We start from the raw sequence: 18,038 nt of genomic DNA, 5'->3' as shown, positions 1-18,038 counted from the left end.
ACATCTGCGCCCACTTTGACCGACGAGGTACAGCATGCGTCGCCCCATGGTAGCTGGTAACTGGAAAATGCACGGTACCCGCGCCAGCGTCGCTGCGCTGATAAAGGGCCTAGGTAAGCAGGCCCTGCCTGGCGGTGTTGATGTAGCGGTTTTTCCGCCTGGCGTGTACATCGATCAAGCGATCAAGGGTCTGCAGGACAAGAAGGTTGCCGTAGGCGCCCAGAACTGCGCAGTCGAGCAAAAGCAGGGCGCATTGACCGGTGAGGTTTCGCCGGAGCAATTTGCTGATGTGGGCTGCAAACTGGTGTTGGTCGGGCACTCGGAGCGTCGCCAGATGGGCGAAACGAACGAGATGCTCAATCGCAAGTTTGCAGTGGCTCAAGCAGCTGGCCTGGTACCGGTGTTGTGCGTAGGGGAAACCCTGGAGCAGCGTCAGGCAGGTGAGACGCTTGAAGTGGTCGGGCAGCAGCTCGGCAGCATCATCGAAGCGTTCGGTGTTGAGGTTTTTGCTAAAGCTGTAATCGCGTATGAGCCGGTCTGGGCCATTGGCACCGGGCTGACAGCAACGCCGCAGCAAGCGCAGGATGTGCATGCGGCCATCCGCGCGCAATTGGCAGCAAAGGATCCTGAAGTCGCAAAAGGTGTGAGGCTTCTATACGGCGGCAGCGTGAAGGCGGCCAATGCGGTCGAACTGTTCGGCATGCCGGATATCGATGGGGGGCTTGTTGGTGGAGCTTCCCTGGATGCAGATGAATTCGGTGCGATCTGTCGCGCCGCGGGAAACTGAGAAAATGCTGGAAACAGTCGTAGTCGTTTTTCATCTGCTGGGTGCGCTGGGCGTAGTGGCTCTGGTTTTGCTGCAGCAGGGTAAAGGTGCGGATGCTGGCGCGTCTTTCGGAGCAGGTGCATCAAATACTGTGTTCGGAAGCCAAGGTTCCTCTACCTTTCTTAGTAAGTTTACTGCTATACTTGCCGCCAGTTTCTTCTTGACCAGCTTAGGGTTAGGTTACTTTGCTAATGAGAAGGCTCAAGAGCTGACTCAAGTAGGTTTGCCAGATCCAGCGGTGTTGGAAGTACCAAAGCAAAAACCGGCAGCAGATGATGTTCCGGTGCTCCAGGAGCAAAAGACTGAAGTAAGTCCTACTGATGTCCCAGCAAGTCCAGAGCAGAAGTAAAGGGTTTCAAATGTAGTATTGCCGAGGTGGTGGAATTGGTAGACACGCAACCTTGAGGTGGTTGTGCCCATAGGGTGTAGGGGTTCGAGTCCCCTTCTCGGTACCAATTAAGCAAGATAGCCCGCAGTAGCGGGCTTTCTTGTAGGTGGAGGTTCGATTGACCCTGAAGGGGTTCGGTCGTATACTTTCGCCCCAGCTTTGTCGCGGGGTGGAGCAGTCTGGTAGCTCGTCGGGCTCATAACCCGAAGGTCGTTGGTTCAAATCCAGCCCCCGCAACCAGTTTTAGCGGAGCCCCTTTTAAGGGGCTTTTTGTTAGCTGGACAGTTCATGACGCCGATATTCAGCGGCGTTTTCCGGGATGGGCGCTTTGCCCATTTTTTATTTGCACAAGCATGCACGAGGGGGTTCAGGTGTCGAGCAAGCTAGAACAGTTGCAGGCCTTGTTGGCCCCGGTGGTCACGGGCCTTGGCTACGAATGCTGGGGTATTGAGTTTTCCGCTCAAGGCCGTCATTCACTGTTGCGTATTTATATCGATAAAGAAGGCGGCGTGTTGGTTGATGACTGCGCAATTGTCAGTCGTCAGATCAGCGGTATTCTCGACGTCGAAGATCCTATCGCTTCTGAATACACCCTTGAAGTTTCTTCTCCTGGCATGGAACGCCCGCTGTTCACCCTTGAACAGTTTGCCGCGCACGCCGGGGAACAAGTGAAGATCAAGCTGCGTTCGCCTTTCGAAGGGCGTCGCAACTTTCAGGGCCTTCTGCGTGGGGTAGAGGAGCAGGACGTCGTGGTGCAGGTTGATGACCATGAATTTCTGTTGCCGATCGACATGATCGACAAGGCCAACATTATTCCCCGATTTGACTGAGACGTGCCAGATCCTGCGGATCACGCGGATCCAAGGGCTTGCGAAAGGCGAGGCGTACGATGAGCAAAGAAGTACTGCTGGTTGTTGAGTCGGTATCCAATGAAAAGGGTGTACCGGCAGGCGTAATTTTTGAGGCGCTGGAAGTGGCTCTGGCCACCGCGACCAAAAAACGTTTTGAAGACGAAGTCGACCTGCGTGTGGAAATCAACCGTCACACCGGTAACTACGAAACCTTCCGTCGCTGGACGGTCGTCGAAGAGGCGGATCTTGACGATCCGGCTATCGAAACCTGGCCGAGCAAAATTCAGGAAACTTATCCTGAAGCTAAAGTCGGCGACGTTATCGAAGAAAAAATCGAATCCATCGAGTTCGGCCGTATCGCGGCGCAAACTGCCAAGCAAGTCATTGTGCAGAAGGTCCGTGAAGCCGAGCGTGCTCAAGTCGTGGACGCCTACCGCGAGCGACTGGGCGAAATTATCTCTGGCACGGTGAAAAAGGTTACGCGTGACAATGTCATCGTAGACCTGGGCAACAATGCCGAAGCCTTGCTGGCGCGCGAAGACATTATTTCGCGCGAAACTTTCCGGGTCGGCGTGCGTGTTCGTGCGCTGCTCAAGGAAATCCGCACCGAGAACCGTGGACCTCAGCTGATTCTGTCGCGTACAGCGCCAGAGATGCTGATCGAACTGTTCCGCATCGAAGTGCCGGAAATTGCTGAAGGTCTGATTGAAGTGATGGCAGCGTCCCGTGACCCGGGTTCGCGCGCCAAGATCGCTGTTCGCTCCAAGGACAAGCGCATCGACCCACAAGGTGCCTGCATTGGTATGCGCGGTTCGCGCGTCCAGGCGGTATCCGGTGAGTTGGGTGGTGAGCGTGTTGATATCGTCCTGTGGGATGACAACCCTGCTCAGTTCGTGATCAACGCCATGTCTCCAGCTGAAGTGGCGGCAATCATCGTTGATGAAGATGCTCATGCCATGGACATCGCCGTCGGCGCGGACAATCTGGCCCAGGCAATTGGTCGCGGCGGTCAGAACGTACGCCTTGCCAGCCAATTGACTGGCTGGACCTTGAACGTGATGACCGAATCGGACATCCAGGCCAAACAGCAAGCTGAAACCGGCGACATCCTGCGCAACTTCATCGACGAGCTGGAAGTCGACGAAGAGCTTGCTCAGGTGCTCGTCGACGAAGGCTTCACCAGCCTGGAAGAGATTGCCTACGTACCGTTGGAAGAAATGCTCAACATCGATGGTTTTGACGAGGACATCGTCAACGAGCTTCGTGCTCGGGCCAAGGACCGTTTGTTGACCAAAGCCATCGCTACCGAGGAAAAGCTGGCAGACGCCCATCCAGCCGAAGACCTGCTCTCGCTTGAGGGTATGGACAAGGATTTGGCGATGGAACTGGCGGTGCGCGGCGTGATTACCCGCGAAGACCTGGCCGAGCAGTCTATTGATGACCTGCTCGACATCGACGGCATTGACGAAGAGCGTGCCGGCAAGTTGATCATGGCCGCCCGAGCCCACTGGTTCGAGTAAGTAGGCGCGGCCTGAGGAGAGAAGTGCATGACGCAAGTCACGGTGAAAGAATTGGCCAAAGAGGTCGCCGCACCGGTAGAGCGCCTGTTGCAGCAGATGCGTGAGGCAGGTTTGCCGCACACCGACGCCGGACAAGTTGTGACCGACAATGAGAAGCAGGCTCTGCTGGCTCATTTGAAAAGCAGCCACAAGGCAAAGGCGGAAGAGCCGCGCAAGATTACCTTGCAGCGCAAAACCACCAGTACCCTGCGTGTCGCTGGCAGCAAGAGCATCAGCGTAGAAGTACGCAAGAAGAAAGTATTCGTGCAGCGCAGCCCGGAAGAGATCCAGGCTGAGCAAAAGCGCGAGCTGGAAGAACGTCGCGCCGCTGAAAACGCAGCACGCCAGAAGGCTGATGAAGAAGCCCGCCTGCGTGCTCAGGAAGAAGCGCGTCGTCAGCCTGCGCCAGCGGCCTCGCAGCCAGCTGCTACAGCACCTGCGCCGGCTCCGGTTGCTGCGCCTGTGCTGGAAGCCGTCGAGGCTGCTCCGGCACCTGCAGTAGAACGCAAGAAGGACGATTTGCGTCGTCCGGACAAGCCGCGTAACAGCGACCGCGATGAGCCTCGCAAGGCTGCTCCGCACCGCGCGACTGTCAAGGAAAAAGCGCCGACTCCACGCGCTGCCCCGCGCACTACCGACGAAGAAAGCGATGGCTTCCGTCGCGGTGGTCGTGGCAAGGGCAAGCCGAAGAAGCGCAACGTCCACGGTTTCCAGAACCCTACCGGTCCGGTTATTCGTGACGTGCAAATCGGTGAGACCATCACCGTTGGTGACCTGGCCGCACAGATGTCGGTCAAGGCTGCTGAAGTCATCAAGTTCATGTTCAAGCTGGGTACTCCAGCCACCATCAACCAGGTACTGGATCAGGAAACTGCCCAGCTGGTTGCTGAAGAACTGGGCCACAAAGTGACTCTGGTCAGCGACACGGCCCTGGAAGACTCCCTGGCCGAGTCCCTGAAGTTCGAAGGTGAAGCGGTTTCCCGTGCGCCGGTCGTGACCGTAATGGGCCACGTTGACCACGGTAAAACCTCGCTGCTCGACTACATTCGTCGTGCCAAGGTAGCGGCTGGCGAAGCCGGCGGTATCACCCAGCACATCGGTGCTTACCACGTTGAAACCGATCGTGGCATGGTGACGTTCCTCGACACCCCTGGTCACGCCGCGTTTACCGCAATGCGTGCTCGTGGTGCCAAGGCGACCGACATCGTGATCCTGGTGGTTGCGGCGGACGACGGCGTGATGCCACAGACCATCGAAGCTGTCCAGCATGCCCAGGCCGCCGGTGTTCCGCTGGTCGTGGCGGTGAACAAGATTGACAAGCCGGGCGCCGATCTCGATCGCATCCGCAGCGAACTGTCGGTACACGGCGTGACCTCAGAAGAGTGGGGTGGCGACACCCCGTTCGTGCCGGTCTCGGCGAAGATGGGTACTGGCGTCGACGAGCTTCTCGAAGCCGTTCTGCTGCAAGCCGAAGTCCTGGAGCTGACGGCTACGCCTACCGCTCCTGGCCGTGGCGTTGTGGTTGAATCGCGCCTGGACAAGGGCCGTGGCCCGGTTGCCACTGTGCTGGTTCAAGACGGTACCCTGCGTCAGGGCGACATGGTCCTGGTCGGTTCGAACTATGGCCGAGTTCGCGCCATGCTCGACGAGAACGGCAAGCCGATCAAGGAAGCAGGTCCGGCCATTCCGGTCGAGATCCTGGGCCTGGACGGTACCCCGGACGCTGGCGACGAAATGAGCGTGGTGGCCGACGAGAAGAAAGCCCGTGAAGTGGCTCTGTTCCGTCAAGGCAAGTTCCGCGAAGTCAAACTGGCTCGCGCTCACGCCGGCAAGCTTGAGAACATCTTCGAGAGCATGGGTCAGGAAGAGAAGAAGATGCTCAACATCGTCCTCAAATCCGACGTCCGTGGTTCTCTGGAAGCTTTGCAGGGCGCTCTGAACGGCCTGGGCAACGACGAAGTTCAAGTGCGTGTAGTGGGCGGCGGCGTCGGTGGTATCACCGAGAGCGACGCCAACCTGGCACTGGCCTCCAATGCAGTACTGTTCGGCTTCAACGTGCGTGCCGATGCTGGCGCGCGCAAGATCGTCGAGCAGGAAGGTCTGGATATGCGTTATTACAACGTGATCTACGACATCATTGAAGACGTCAAGAAAGCCCTGACCGGTATGCTCGGCAGCGATGTTCGCGAGAACATCCTGGGTATCGCCGAAGTCCGTGACGTGTTCCGTTCGCCGAAGTTTGGCGCGATCGCAGGTTGCATGGTTATCGAAGGTGTCGTTCACCGTAACCGTCCAATCCGTGTACTGCGTGAAGACATCGTTATCTTCGAAGGTGAGCTCGAATCGCTGCGTCGCTTCAAGGACGATGCGTCCGAAGTACGTGCCGGCATGGAATGCGGTATCGGCGTGAAGAGCTACAACGACGTCAAGGTCGGTGACAAGATCGAAGTCTTCGAGAAGGTCCAGGTGGCTCGTACGCTCTAAGTCGCGAGCTCAAGGAATCAGGTTGGCTGTGCAGACTGCGCAGCCCCGGGTTCTGAACGCAACGCCCGGTCAGGCTCAAGCCTCGCCGGGCGTTTGCCGCTTTAGTTACAGGTGAGAAATGGCAAAAGTATATAGCCGTACCCAACGAATCGGCGATCAGATGCAGCGTGAGCTGGCCCAACTGATCCGCCGCGAAGTCAAGGATCCTCGCGTCGGCCTGGTCACCATCACCGCGGTCGATGTCAGCCGCGATGTTGGCCACGCCAAGATCTTCATCACCGTGATGGGGCAGGACAGTGCCGAGGACATCGCGCAAACCTTGAAAGTGCTCAACTCCGCCGCAGGCTTCCTGCGCATGCAGTTGGCTCGTGAGATGAAGCTGCGCAGCGTTCCGCAATTGCACTTCCACTACGACGAAAGCGTTGCCCGGGGTGCCCACCTGTCGGCGTTGATCGAGCGCGCCGTGGCTGAAGACAGCCAGCATCAGGAAGGCAGTTCGAACCTGCAAGCCAAGGAGTAACCCGTGGCACAGGTCAAGCGTATTCGTCGTAACGTCAGCGGTATCATCCTGCTCGACAAGCCGTTGGGCTTCACATCCAACGCCGCTTTGCAGAAAGTCCGCTGGCTGCTCAATGCCGAAAAGGCCGGGCATACCGGCAGCCTCGATCCATTGGCTACCGGTGTACTGCCGTTGTGCTTTGGCGAAGCGACCAAGTTTTCCCAATACCTGCTCGACTCCGACAAGGGGTACGAGACGGTCATGCAGCTGGGGGTTACCACCAACACCGCGGATGCTGAAGGCGAAGTCTTGCGCACTCGCGAGGTGACCGTTGGTCGTGACGATATCGAAGCGGTTTTGCCACAATTTCGTGGTCAAATCAGTCAGATACCGCCGATGTACTCCGCCCTCAAGCGTGATGGGCAGCCGTTGTACAAGTTGGCCCGTGCAGGCGAAGTAGTGGAGCGCGAGGCGCGTTCTGTTACTATTGGCCGCCTGGAGCTGCTGGCGTGTGAAGACACGCGCGCGCGGCTTGCAGTGGATTGCAGCAAGGGCACCTATATCCGCACGCTGGTCGAAGATATCGGCGAGCAGTTGGGGTGCGGGGCCTATGTCGCCGAACTGCGCAGAACCCAGGCAGGCCCTTTCTCGTTGGCGCAAACCGTCACCCTGGAAGAGTTGGAGCGGGTTCATGCCGAAGGTGGCAATGAAGCGGTCGATCAGTTCCTGCTGCCCTCGGACAGCGGACTGCTGGATTGGCCTGTGCTGCAATTCTCGGAACACAGCGCGTTCTATTGGCTGCATGGGCAGCCGGTACGTGCCCCCGACGCGCCGAAGTTCGGCATGGTACGGGTACAGGATCACAATGGTCGCTTCATCGGGATCGGTGAAGTGAGCGAAGACGGGCGTATCGCGCCGCGTCGACTGATTCGGTCGGAATGACCGGACGAGGGTGGCTGTTAGTAGGCACGGTCACTCCTCACTTTTAAATACAGGGTTTCGTCCCTGGCCTATTGGAAACCGATGATTCGGTTTCCTTGATTTGGAGAAGCCAGATGGCACTCAGCGTTGAAGAAAAAGCTCAGATCGTTGGCGAATATCAGCAAGCAGCCGGTGATACCGGTTCGCCAGAAGTGCAAGTTGCACTGCTGACCGCAAACATCAACAAGCTGCAAGGCCACTTCAAGGCCAACGGTAAAGACCACCACTCCCGTCGTGGCCTGATCCGTATGGTTAACCAGCGTCGCAAGCTGCTGGACTACCTGAAAGGCAAAGACACCACTCGTTACAGCGCCCTGATCGGTCGTCTGGGTCTGCGTCGCTAATAGCGGCCCGGCCAGTGGTGTGCGCGGCGGGTTCTGCACGTCGATTCCAGGCTTCACAGCCTGGCTTGATGAACGCGCCGCGCGTATCTATGAGGTTGGTTGCCTGTCTTGCTGGAGCGGTTTGTTCGCTTTGGCAAGGCAGGCTTCCAGCCTCAAGTTTTATCTGGACGGTCAAAGGGGCCGATTCCCCTTTCTGCCCAAGAATTTCGCAAGAAACCAGTTCCCCCAGAGCAACTAAAGAAGGTAGGAAGCCGTGAACCCGGTAATCAAGAAGTTTCAGTTCGGTCAATCGACCGTAACCCTCGAAACGGGCCGTATTGCCCGTCAAGCCTCCGGCGCCGTGCTGGTCACCGTTGATAATGACGTCACCGTGCTGGTGACCGTGGTTGGCGCCAAACAAGCCGACCCAGGCAAGGGTTTCTTCCCTCTGTCTGTTCACTATCAGGAAAAAACCTACGCCGCCGGCAAGATCCCTGGTGGTTTCTTCAAGCGTGAAGGCCGTCCTTCCGAGAAAGAAACCCTGACCTCGCGTCTGATCGATCGCCCGATCCGCCCACTGTTCCCTGAAGGCTTCATGAACGAAGTGCAGGTAGTCTGCACCGTCGTTTCCACCAGCAAGAAGACTGATCCGGACATCGCTGCGATGATCGGTACGTCGGCTGCCCTGGCGATCTCCGGCATTCCGTTCGAAGGCCCGATCGGCGCTGCTCGCGTTGCTTTCCATGAAAGCACCGGCTACTTGCTGAACCCGACTTACGAGCAACTGGCCGCTTCCAGCCTGGACATGGTCGTTGCCGGTACCACCGACGCCGTTCTGATGGTTGAATCGGAAGCCAAGGAGCTGACCGAAGACCAGATGCTGGGCGCGGTACTGTTCGCCCACGACGAATTCCAGGCTGTTATCCAGGCTGTCAAAGAGCTGGCTGCCGAAGCTGCCAAGCCGACCTGGGACTGGAAACCAGCCGTTGCCAACACCGCACTGCTGTCGTCCATCCGTGCCGAATTCGGCGAAGCCGTTTCCCAGGCTTACACCATCACCGTCAAGGCCGACCGCTATGCGCGTCTGGGCGAGCTGCGTGACCAGGTTGTCGCCAAGTTCTCCGGTGAAGAAGGCCAGCCTTCTGCCGGCGAAGTGAAAGAAATCTTCGGCGAAATCGAATACCGCACCGTTCGTGAAAACATCGTTAACGGCAAGCCGCGTATCGACGGTCGTGATACCCGCACCGTGCGCCCGCTGAACATCGAAGTCGGTGTTCTGCCAAAGACCCACGGCTCGGCACTGTTCACCCGCGGCGAAACCCAGGCCCTGGTCGTTGCGACCCTGGGTACTGCGCGTGATGCACAGCTGCTGGACACCCTGGAAGGCGAGAAAAAAGACCCCTTCATGCTGCACTACAACTTCCCTCCGTTCTCGGTGGGCGAGTGTGGCCGCATGGGCGGTGCAGGTCGTCGTGAAATCGGTCACGGCCGTCTGGCCCGCCGTTCGGTCCAGGCCATGCTGCCTGCTGCCGACGTGTTCCCGTACACCATCCGTGTGGTCTCGGAAATTACCGAATCCAACGGTTCAAGCTCCATGGCTTCGGTTTGCGGTGCATCCCTGGCACTGATGGACGCTGGTGTTCCGATGAAGGCACCGGTTGCCGGTATCGCCATGGGTCTGGTTAAGGAAGGCGAGAAGTTCGCCGTTCTGACCGATATCCTGGGTGACGAAGATCACTTGGGCGACATGGACTTCAAAGTAGCCGGTACCTCCAAAGGTGTTACCGCGCTGCAGATGGACATCAAGATCAACGGCATCACCGAAGAAATCATGGAAATCGCTCTGGGCCAAGCGCTGGAAGCGCGCCTGAACATCCTCGGCCAGATGAACCAGATCATCGCTCAGTCGCGCAGCGAGCTGTCCGAAAACGCTCCAACCATGATCGCGATGAAGATCGACACCGACAAGATTCGTGACGTCATCGGCAAGGGCGGCGCCACCATTCGCGCCATCTGCGAAGAAACCAAGGCTTCGATCGACATCGAAGACGACGGCTCGATCAAGATCTTCGGCGAGACCAAAGACGCTGCAGAAGCGGCGCGTCAGCGCGTTCTGAGCATCACTGCCGAAGCCGAGATCGGCAAGATCTACGTCGGCAAGGTTGAGCGCATCGTCGACTTCGGCGCCTTCGTCAACATCCTGCCTGGCAAAGACGGCCTGGTTCACATCTCGATGCTGAGCGATCAGCGCGTAGAGAAAGTGACCGACATTCTGAAAGAAGGTCAGGAAGTAGAAGTATTGGTACTGGACGTGGACAACCGCGGCCGTATCAAGCTGTCCATCAAGGACGTGGCTGCAGCCAAGGCATCTGGCGTTTAACGTCAGCTTCGCTGAAAAGGGACCCTTCGGGGTCCTTTTTTTTTGGGGCGCGATATCCGTAGGCAGCAATTGCCTGGTGGACATGCATCTTGCACGCAGGACGTTGAGGCAAGCTTGCAATATGCACGACGAGCAATCATTAAGTAATCAATAACTTATTGATTAGTAAGGTTTTAATTCTTTTAGCCAGGTTGGCACATCCCCTGCAGCTACCTGTTTACCCTCACGCCAGGTTTGATCCAAGGCGCAGACCTTTCGAAAAACAGGAGTTACTCGTATGAAGAAGTTCGCTATTGCTGCTGCTACTACCACCGCTCTGACCCTGACTCTGGTCAACGCGGCGTTCGCCCAACAGCCTGCCCAGACTTCTCAGGCTCCCATGATGGTTGCTGCCGGTGAAATGACCGAAGCCAAGGAAGACGTTTCAGATACCTGGATCACCACCAAGGTCAAAGCTGACTTGCTGACCGAGAAAGGCATTCCTGGTAGCGACATTAAAGTCGAAACCAACAAAGGCGTGGTTTCCCTGTCTTCTACCGTCGCTGTAACCGATAGCCAGAAAGACGTAGCGGTTGCCATTACCAAGAAAATCAAAGGCGTTAAAGCCGTTGCGGCTGATGGCCTGAAATCCCAGTAAAGTTTTTCGCTGAGCTTTTAACGGTTCATGCGAAGACCAAAAGGATTTGGTCACTTACAAACCTGCTGTAGGAGCCAGGCTTGCCTTAATGCCAGTCAGTTAAGGCACAGACTCTGTGGGAGCGGATTTATCCGCGAATCCATTCACCGCGGTTTTTCTGGCATTGCGCGGTGCCTTCATTCGCGGCGGTCCGGCGATCCGGTAAATCCGCTCCCACATAGATCTCGCCTTAACTGACTGGCATTGAGGCTTGCCTGCGATGCAGGCACCGCTGTGTTCCTGATACAACGCGGTGCCTGCATCGCAGGCAAGCCTGGCTCCTACATCGAGTCCCGCAGGTAGATTTGGGTTTGCCAGCAGTCTGAACCCGATCAAGAAACCGGCATCTCAGCCTCCTCGCTTGCTGTCGATCCTGATCAGGCGGTTGCCTTCGAAGCGCAGGTATTGGTACATCCCGTTGATGGGACCGTAGGTCCATTCTTCGATCAGCAGGCTGTCATAGCGCCCATACCGCTCAACGTCCCTTGAACCCAGCACGACGCGGCTGACAGGCTCACCGCATTTGCTTGCAACCTCGGTCGTGCTGGCCTGCAGGCTGATCAGCGCGCGGCCGCAGCGCAAGGTGGAGCTGGCACTTGCGCAATGGGCCGCGGTCATCACGACCAGTGCGATGACCAGTCTGGTCATGCCAAACGGTGTGTGGCTCATTCGCTGTCCAGGTGCAAAGGCGAGATGACTCGGCCATCGGATTCGGCCTGGCCCAGTGTGGCGTCGACAAAGTAGACGCGATCATCCGCGAGCTGACCCTTTTCCACCAGATAGTCCTTGATGCTGCTGGCCCGATCCTGACCCAGCTGGCGCAGCAGCGCTGTGCTCTCGGCCCAGGACTTGAGGACGGCTTCGCGCAGTTTTTCAGTACGCCCGGTTTTGTCCAGTTGTTCCCATTCAGTCGGGGGCTGTTGTTTCAGGCGACTGCGGTAGATGCCTTCCAGCATAGGCGTCTTTTCGTCATCCGGTACCTGCAGCAGCGCGGCCTGGGCCGGGACCTTGTCACCCCGACGTTGCAGGATCTTGTAGTAGGTGCTCTGGTATTCGCGCTCCAGGCGTTGCTCGGCAATCAGCGGGCCATCGCTGGTCTGTGCGCTGGTGCCCTCGATTTCCAGGCGCAGGGCAGGGCGCTCCTTGAGTGCCGCGGCGAGCTTGTTGAGCGCCGATTGCGCACCATCGCTCAAGTCGCTGGATCCCGGGGCAAAGGCGACGGTACCCAAATCCTGCGCATCGCCGCTGCCAATCAGCCCGCCGATGAACTTGAACGGCGCCTGGGCGGCCCGCAGCACCAGGTTGCGCAGGGACTGCCAGACAATCGGCATGACGCTGAATTGCGGGTCGTTCAGGTTCCCGCTGACCGGCAGTTCAATAGAAATTTTGCCCTCGGTGTCCTTGAGCAAGGCAATTGCCAGGCGAATGGGCAGGTCAACCGCATCGGGGCTGTCGACTTTCTCACCCAGTTGCAGCTGCTCGACCACCACTTTGTTCTCGGCCTTCAACTGGCCTTTGGTAATCAGATAATGCAGGTCGAGATTCAAGCGGCCCTTGCGGATGCGGAAGCCGGCGAATTTGCCCGAATAAGGCGTCAGGGTGGTCAGCTCGACGCGTTTGAAGCTGGCCGCGATATCCAGGCTGGCCAGCGGGTCAAACGGATTCAGGCTGCCTTTGATGGTCACCGGGGCGTAGCGGTCCACCTTGCCTTTGATGTTGACCTTGGCGGGTTTGGGCAGCCGGTTATCGATGGTGCCAATTTCGCCGTTCAGTTGCTGCATGGCAGCGGCGAAGTTGGGCGTCAGGCTGAAGTCGGCGAAGTTGGCCGAACCATCGCTGATGGTGATTGCACCAATGTGCACGCCAAGGGGCTTTTCCTGGCTGGCAGCAGGCTTGGCCGCGGCCTTGGGGTTGGTCTCGGACGGCTGTGGGATCAACAGGTCGTCGACGTTGGTGGTGCGGTCTTCGTTGATCATGAAACGGGCATAGGGCTGTTGCAGGTCGACCTTGGCAATCGAAAGCACGTCGCCATGGCGGTATTCCAGACCTTCAAGCAGCAACTGTTGCCATTTCACAAAATCCCGCTCTTTGAGGGTGTCCAGCGTGTGCAGTTGATTGACCTGGGCTTTACCGGTCACGGTCAACGTCAGGGGCTCGGTGCCCTTGAGGTCGACGTCAAGGTCGCTGGCGAGCATGCCGCTGCGCAGCTCAAGGCGGATATATGGGCTGATATAGGCTTGGGCGACACGCAGGTCGATGTCCTGGGTGCTGACCTTGAGTCTGGCGCTGACAGGGGCCAGGTTCACCTCGCCCGATGCCTGCAACTTGCCCTGTTTGCCCAGCCCGCTGTCGATATTCAGGGTGAAGGGTGAGGTATTGAGGCTGTCGAAATTTTGTATATCGACATTCAGCGGGCCAAGCTCAAGCGCCACGGGTTCCTTGGGCTGGCGGTCAGCCAGGTGGACCTGATAATTGCGCAGCTGTACGTCGCGCAGCAGCACCTGCCAGGGCTTGCCGGGGGCTGCCGGCACGGGTTTGTTTTCTGGTTTGGGGTCGGCGGTTGGCGGTGCGGTTTTTTCTTGCGCCGCAGGTTTCGCCGGTTGGCTGGCAAACAATTTCTGCCAGTCCAGCTCGCCATCGGCCTCGCGCGCGGCCCAGGTTTCCATTTTCTGGCTGCGGATCTTGCCGACGGTGACCAATTGTTTGGCCAGGTCGACCGAGGTTTCAGTCACGTCCAGGCGTTCAAGCCGCACCAGCGGGCGACCGTCGGGCGCCTTGATGGCAAACGGGGCGATGCTGACGGAGGTGTTCTCCAGCAGCAGCTGAGTATCCTTGGCCAGATTCAATTTGTAGTCGGTGCTGAAGTTCAGCACACCGTTCTCGAGTACCAGCGGCAACGCGTCACGCACATAGGGCCACCAGACCTTCATCTTGCCGTCGGTGACTTTCAGCTTCCCTTCGGAGGTAATGGGCACCAGGCTGATCCGACCGCTCCAGTCGACGCGACCGCCTTCGGGGCCAGCCGCGACCAGGGTCATGTCGGCGTTGTCGTCGGGCAGGGTGCTGAGGTTTTTCAGCTCCAGATTCATGTCGTCGTAGAGGAACTCGATCGGTTCGCTCGGGCGCATGTCCTTGAAATGCAGGTAACCACCGGCCAGCTTTATCTGGTCGACGCGCAGGGGGAAGGGTTTGCTTTCGGGGTCTTCAGGCGTGGCTTCACTGGCCGGCAGTTTGAACAGCCGGACAAGGTTGAGTGTGCCGTCCTTGTTGAACAACAGTTCGGTGCGCGGCTTGTCCAGTTCGATGCCGGCCAGGTGCAGGGCTTTTGTCCACAGGCTGTCGATTTGAAGGTTTGCGTACAGGCGCTCGAAACCCAGCTGCTCCTTGCCAGGTTCGCCAATCTTCAGGCCCCACAACGTCAGCTCAAGGCTCAATGGATTGAATTCAAGGCGCTCAAGGTGTGCAGGCGTGGTCGCATAGTTGGCCAGCTGTTGATTGGCGACGCGCAGTCCAATGCCCGGCAGTATCAAAAAACCTAGCAAGCTATAAAGGGCCAAGACAGTCAACACGGCGCCAATGGCGCGTTTCAATCCTTTGGGCATCTGAGGCGTCATCTGTCTCGATCGGAGGTGTTTGGAGTATGGCACGCGAATTCGGTTCCGAAGAATTGGCCACGGAACGGATCGGAAAGATGAATTTTCAAGGTGGGATTTTTACAGCGGTTTCAGAAAAATGCAGGAGGGGGCCGTGCTGCCCCCCACTGTACAGCGTCTAGCGGATGCCCATACGCCGCCGGGCGCGGTGTACCGAGCCGTCGCGGACCGCCCAGCGCAGGATCGGGGCGGTGGCGCCGATGCTGGCGCGGATCAGGTGTCGCTGCACGCTTCCCGGTGAACGCTCGATCAAGGTGCTGGCCCAGAGTGGCAACAAGTCGATACCGGCTTGCATCATCAAGGTGCCGAAAGGCTTGGTCAGGCGGCTGGGGGCTGGTGCGTCGAGCAGCACGCGAATCACTTCACGGCTGCGGTGATCGCACACCAGCGCCGGGCGCATGCGTTGCAGGTAGTCGGCGATGGCCTGACGTGACCTGGGTACGTTGCGAGCGCCCAAGCGTTCAGCGACCAGTGCGATTTCATCGTAGTAGCGGTCTTGCTCGGCAGCGCTCAAGTGCGGGTTACGGTAGCGCAAGTGCGCGGCGAGGAAGCTGCTGACTTCGGCGACATGCACCCACGTCAGCAGGTCGGGGTCGCTGGCGGCATAGGGGCGGCCGTCTTCGGCAATGCCCACCACTTGCAGGTGGATGGTGCGGACCTTGTCGATCAGCCAGTTGGCGTCACCGGTCGCGCCGAAGGTGGTGCCGGAGATGAACTGCCCCGTACGACGCAATCGGCCGAGCATGTCCTGGCGAAAGTTCGAGTGATCCCACACTCCCGCCAAGGCCAGTGGATGCAGGACCTGCAGGAGCAAGGCGCTGATCCCGCCGATCAGCATGCTGGTGAAATCGCCATGCACTTGCCAGCACACCGAGTTCGGTCCAAACAGGCCGGGGTCGCCCTTGGGGTTTTCAAGATCCAGTTGGCCAAGCGACAGGCCGGTCAGGCTCAGGACTTGGGTTTCGATACGGCGGCGAATAAATTCCATGGCGACTTGAGTTGAGGCCGGGTGCCGTCTGACGGCACCCGGCGGGTCATGGGTTCAGGCGTTTATCGATCAGCCCCTGGACCACACTGGGGTCGGCCAGGGTTGAGGTATCACCCAGGTTGTCCAGTTCATTGCAGGCAATCTTGCGCAGGATCCGGCGCATGATCTTGCCTGAGCGGGTCTTGGGCAGAGCGGGCGCCCATTGAATCAGTTCCGGTTTGGCGAAACTGCCGATTTCCTTGCTGACCAGCGTCAACAGCTCCTGTTTCAAGGCATCGTCTGGCGTGACGCCGTTCATGGGCGTGACAAAGGCATAGATGCCCTGGCCTTTGAGGTCATGAGGGTATCCGACCACCGCCGCTTCCGCGATGCTGTCGTGCAACACCAGTGCGCTTTCGACCTCGGCGGTGCCGATTCGGTGGCCGGAGACGTTGATCACATCATCGATGCGGCCAGTGATCCAGATATCGCCATCCTCGTCTCGGCGGGCGCCGTCGCCTGTGAAGTAGAAGCCCGGGAAGGGCTTGAAGTAGGTGTCAATCATTCGCTGGTGATCGCCATAGACGCTGCGGATCTGCCCTGGCCAGCTGGCCTTGATGGCCAGAATGCCGCTGCCCGGGCCTTCGAATGGTTTGCCCTTTTCATCGAGCAGCACGGGCTCGACGCCGTAGAGGGGCTGTGTCGCGCAGCCGGGTTTGATCCGGCGCGTGCCGACCAACGGGCTGAGCATGATGCCCCCGGTTTCGGTCTGCCACCAGGTGTCGACGATGGGGCAGCGCTGCTCGCCGACCTCGTTGAAGTACCATTCCCAGGCTTCCGGGTTGATCGGCTCGCCGACGCTGCCCAGTACCCGCAGGCTCTTGCGCGAGGTGGTCTGGAGCGGTGCGCTGCCTTCGCGCATCAGTGCGCGCAGTGCGGTCGGGGCTGTGTAGAAGATGTTGACCTGATGCTTGTCCACCACTTGCCAGAAGCGCGAGGCATCCGGGTAGTTGGGCACGCCTTCGTACATCAGGGTAGTGGCGCCATTGGCCAGCGGGCCGTAAACGATATAGCTGTGGCCGGTCACCCAGCCGACGTCGGCGGTGCACCAGAACACTTCGCCGTCGCGGTAATCGAACACCAGCTTGTGCGTCATCGCCGCCTGCAGCAGGTAGCCTGCGGTGGTGTGCAGTACCCCTTTGGGTTTGCCGGTGCTGCCTGAGGTGTAGAGGATAAACAGCGGGTCCTCGGCCTCCATGGCTTCAGGCGGGCAATCATCGCTGGCCTGGTCGACCGCTTGTTGATACGCAATATCGCGGCCTTCTACCCATTGCACGTCGCCCTTGGTGCGCGCCACGACCAGCACAGTGCTGACGTTCGGGCAGCTCAGCAGCGCTTTGTCGACGTTTTGCTTGAGAGGAATCTTCTTGCCGCCGCGCACGCCCTCATCAGCAGTGATAACGGTGCGGCAGTCGGCATCGAGGATCCGGTCGCGCAACGCATCCGACGAGAAGCCGCCGAATACCACCGAGTGAATAGCGCCAATGCGCGTGCAGGCGAGCATGGCGTAGGCCGCTTCTGGCACCATCGGCATATAGATGCACACCCGGTCGCCTTTCTTGACCCCGCGCTGCTTGAGCACGTTGGCCAGGCGGCAGACGTGTTGATGAAGGGTTTTGTAGGTAATGGCAGTGGAGTCTTTCGGGTCATCTCCTTCCCAGAGGATCGCCACTTGATCACCGCGTTGTTTCAGGTGCCGATCGATGCAGTTGACGCTGACATTCAACTGCGCGCCCTTGAACCAGCTGGCGGCACCGGTCTTCAGATCGAACTGGCGAACCTGTTCCCAGGGCGTGCTCCAGTCCAGCAATTGCCGGGCCTGGTCGGCCCAGAACTGCTCGGGTTGCTCGATGGATTGCTGGTACAGACGCTGGAAGTCAGCCTGACTGGGTTGCGCCGCTTTACTGACGGCATCGGCTTGTGGATAAGCACTGATATCGAACATGGCGGATCCTTATTCTTGTTTTGCAACAAGCCCTAAGGGTGCACCCAGTGTTCGGACGGATCAAGGGGGAGAAGCGGCAAAGGCCGCTACCGGGGCGGTAGCGGCCACGCGCAATCAACCGCGGTGACGGCTGCGGAAGAAGTTGATCAAGCCTTGGGTCGAGGCATCCTCGGCGGATGCGTCAAGTTCACCGGTCAGGCGCTGGTACACGCCCTTGCCCAGCTCCTTGCCCAGCTCGACTCCCCACTGGTCGAAGGCGTTGATACCCCAGATGACGCTCTGCACGAACACCTTGTGTTCGTACATCGCCACCAATGCCCCCAGGCGACGCGGGCTGATGCGTTCGGCCACCAGGGTGTTGCTCGGGCGGTTGCCCGGGATCACCTTGTGCGGCGCCAGCTTCTGGATCGCTTCTTCATTCATGCCTTTCTCGCGCAGTTCGGCTT

14 protein-coding genes, 2 tRNA genes and 1 pseudogene are annotated in these 18,038 nt (G+C 58.8%); 12 read left to right on the top strand and 5 right to left on the bottom strand.

Annotation, left to right across the window (positions count from 1 at the left end; all coding sequences use genetic code 11):
• The first annotated feature begins 34 nt into the window (after positions 1-34).
• The 12 genes from tpiA (at position 35) to GUY40_RS16390 (ending at position 10,928) form a co-directional block, all read left to right on the top strand.
• Positions 35-787, top strand: a complete 753-nt coding sequence (gene tpiA, locus GUY40_RS16445) for a triose-phosphate isomerase (protein ID WP_166569967.1) — start codon at positions 35-37, stop codon at positions 785-787.
• A gap of 4 nt (positions 788-791) precedes the next feature.
• Entirely contained in the window at positions 792-1,175 is a 384-nt protein-coding gene (gene secG / locus GUY40_RS16440; protein WP_166569966.1) for a preprotein translocase subunit SecG, read from the top strand.
• 20 nt (positions 1,176-1,195) lie between these two features.
• A tRNA-Leu gene (locus GUY40_RS16435) sits at positions 1,196-1,281 on the top strand.
• A gap of 96 nt (positions 1,282-1,377) precedes the next feature.
• Positions 1,378-1,454 (top strand) — tRNA-Met (locus GUY40_RS16430).
• 131 nt (positions 1,455-1,585) lie between these two features.
• Positions 1,586-2,044, top strand: a complete 459-nt coding sequence (rimP, locus tag GUY40_RS16425; protein ID WP_166569965.1) for a ribosome maturation factor RimP — start codon at positions 1,586-1,588, stop codon at positions 2,042-2,044.
• Positions 2,045-2,103: 59 nt separating this feature from the next.
• Positions 2,104-3,585, top strand: a complete 1,482-nt coding sequence (gene nusA / locus GUY40_RS16420) for a transcription termination factor NusA (protein WP_166569964.1) — start codon at positions 2,104-2,106, stop codon at positions 3,583-3,585.
• Positions 3,586-3,612: 27 nt separating this feature from the next.
• Positions 3,613-6,108 (top strand): translation initiation factor IF-2, encoded by a 2,496-nt coding sequence (gene infB, locus GUY40_RS16415; RefSeq protein ID WP_166569963.1) that lies wholly within the window; start codon positions 3,613-3,615, stop codon positions 6,106-6,108.
• A 118-nt stretch (positions 6,109-6,226) separates the two neighbouring features.
• Positions 6,227-6,628, top strand: a complete 402-nt coding sequence (rbfA, locus tag GUY40_RS16410; protein WP_166569962.1) for a 30S ribosome-binding factor RbfA — start codon at positions 6,227-6,229, stop codon at positions 6,626-6,628.
• Positions 6,629-6,631: 3 nt separating this feature from the next.
• Positions 6,632-7,549, top strand: coding sequence for a tRNA pseudouridine(55) synthase TruB (gene truB / locus GUY40_RS16405; protein ID WP_166569961.1), 918 nt, complete (start codon positions 6,632-6,634; stop codon positions 7,547-7,549).
• Between the two features lie 113 nt (positions 7,550-7,662).
• Positions 7,663-7,932, top strand: coding sequence for a 30S ribosomal protein S15 (rpsO, locus tag GUY40_RS16400; RefSeq protein WP_166569960.1), 270 nt, complete (start codon positions 7,663-7,665; stop codon positions 7,930-7,932).
• Positions 7,933-8,185: 253 nt separating this feature from the next.
• Complete coding sequence (gene pnp / locus GUY40_RS16395) at positions 8,186-10,291, top strand: polyribonucleotide nucleotidyltransferase (protein WP_166569959.1); 2,106 nt, start codon at positions 8,186-8,188, stop codon at positions 10,289-10,291.
• Positions 10,292-10,568: 277 nt separating this feature from the next.
• Positions 10,569-10,928, top strand: coding sequence for a BON domain-containing protein (locus GUY40_RS16390; protein ID WP_166569958.1), 360 nt, complete (start codon positions 10,569-10,571; stop codon positions 10,926-10,928).
• A gap of 387 nt (positions 10,929-11,315) precedes the next feature.
• Here the strand turns inward: GUY40_RS16390 and GUY40_RS16385 are convergent, their stop codons facing one another.
• The 5 genes and pseudogenes from GUY40_RS16385 to GUY40_RS16365 all read right to left on the bottom strand — a co-directional run.
• Positions 11,316-11,636, bottom strand: coding sequence for a DUF2845 domain-containing protein (locus GUY40_RS16385; protein WP_256675778.1), 321 nt, complete (start codon positions 11,634-11,636; stop codon positions 11,316-11,318).
• Positions 11,633-14,569 (bottom strand): DUF748 domain-containing protein, encoded by a 2,937-nt coding sequence (locus tag GUY40_RS16380; protein WP_166569957.1) that lies wholly within the window; start codon positions 14,567-14,569, stop codon positions 11,633-11,635. Before GUY40_RS16380 ends, GUY40_RS16385 begins: the two co-directional genes overlap by 4 nt.
• Positions 14,570-14,738: 169 nt before the next feature.
• Positions 14,739-15,608, bottom strand: coding sequence for an oxygenase MpaB family protein (locus GUY40_RS16375; protein WP_166569956.1), 870 nt, complete (start codon positions 15,606-15,608; stop codon positions 14,739-14,741).
• A 46-nt stretch (positions 15,609-15,654) separates the two neighbouring features.
• On the bottom strand, positions 15,655-17,592 hold the full coding sequence (acs, locus tag GUY40_RS16370) for an acetate--CoA ligase (protein WP_166569955.1): 1,938 nt from the start codon (positions 17,590-17,592) through the stop codon (positions 15,655-15,657).
• A gap of 114 nt (positions 17,593-17,706) precedes the next feature.
• Positions 17,707-18,038, bottom strand: a pseudogene (locus GUY40_RS16365) (glucose-6-phosphate isomerase); the annotation flags it as partial.

Origin of the sequence: Pseudomonas sp. R5(2019) (assembly GCF_009905435.1) — a bacterium.
Classification (GTDB): Bacteria; Pseudomonadota; Gammaproteobacteria; order Pseudomonadales; family Pseudomonadaceae; genus Aquipseudomonas.
Note: the sequence above shows the minus strand (reverse complement) of the source record. Positions and strands in the feature narration are given on the sequence as shown.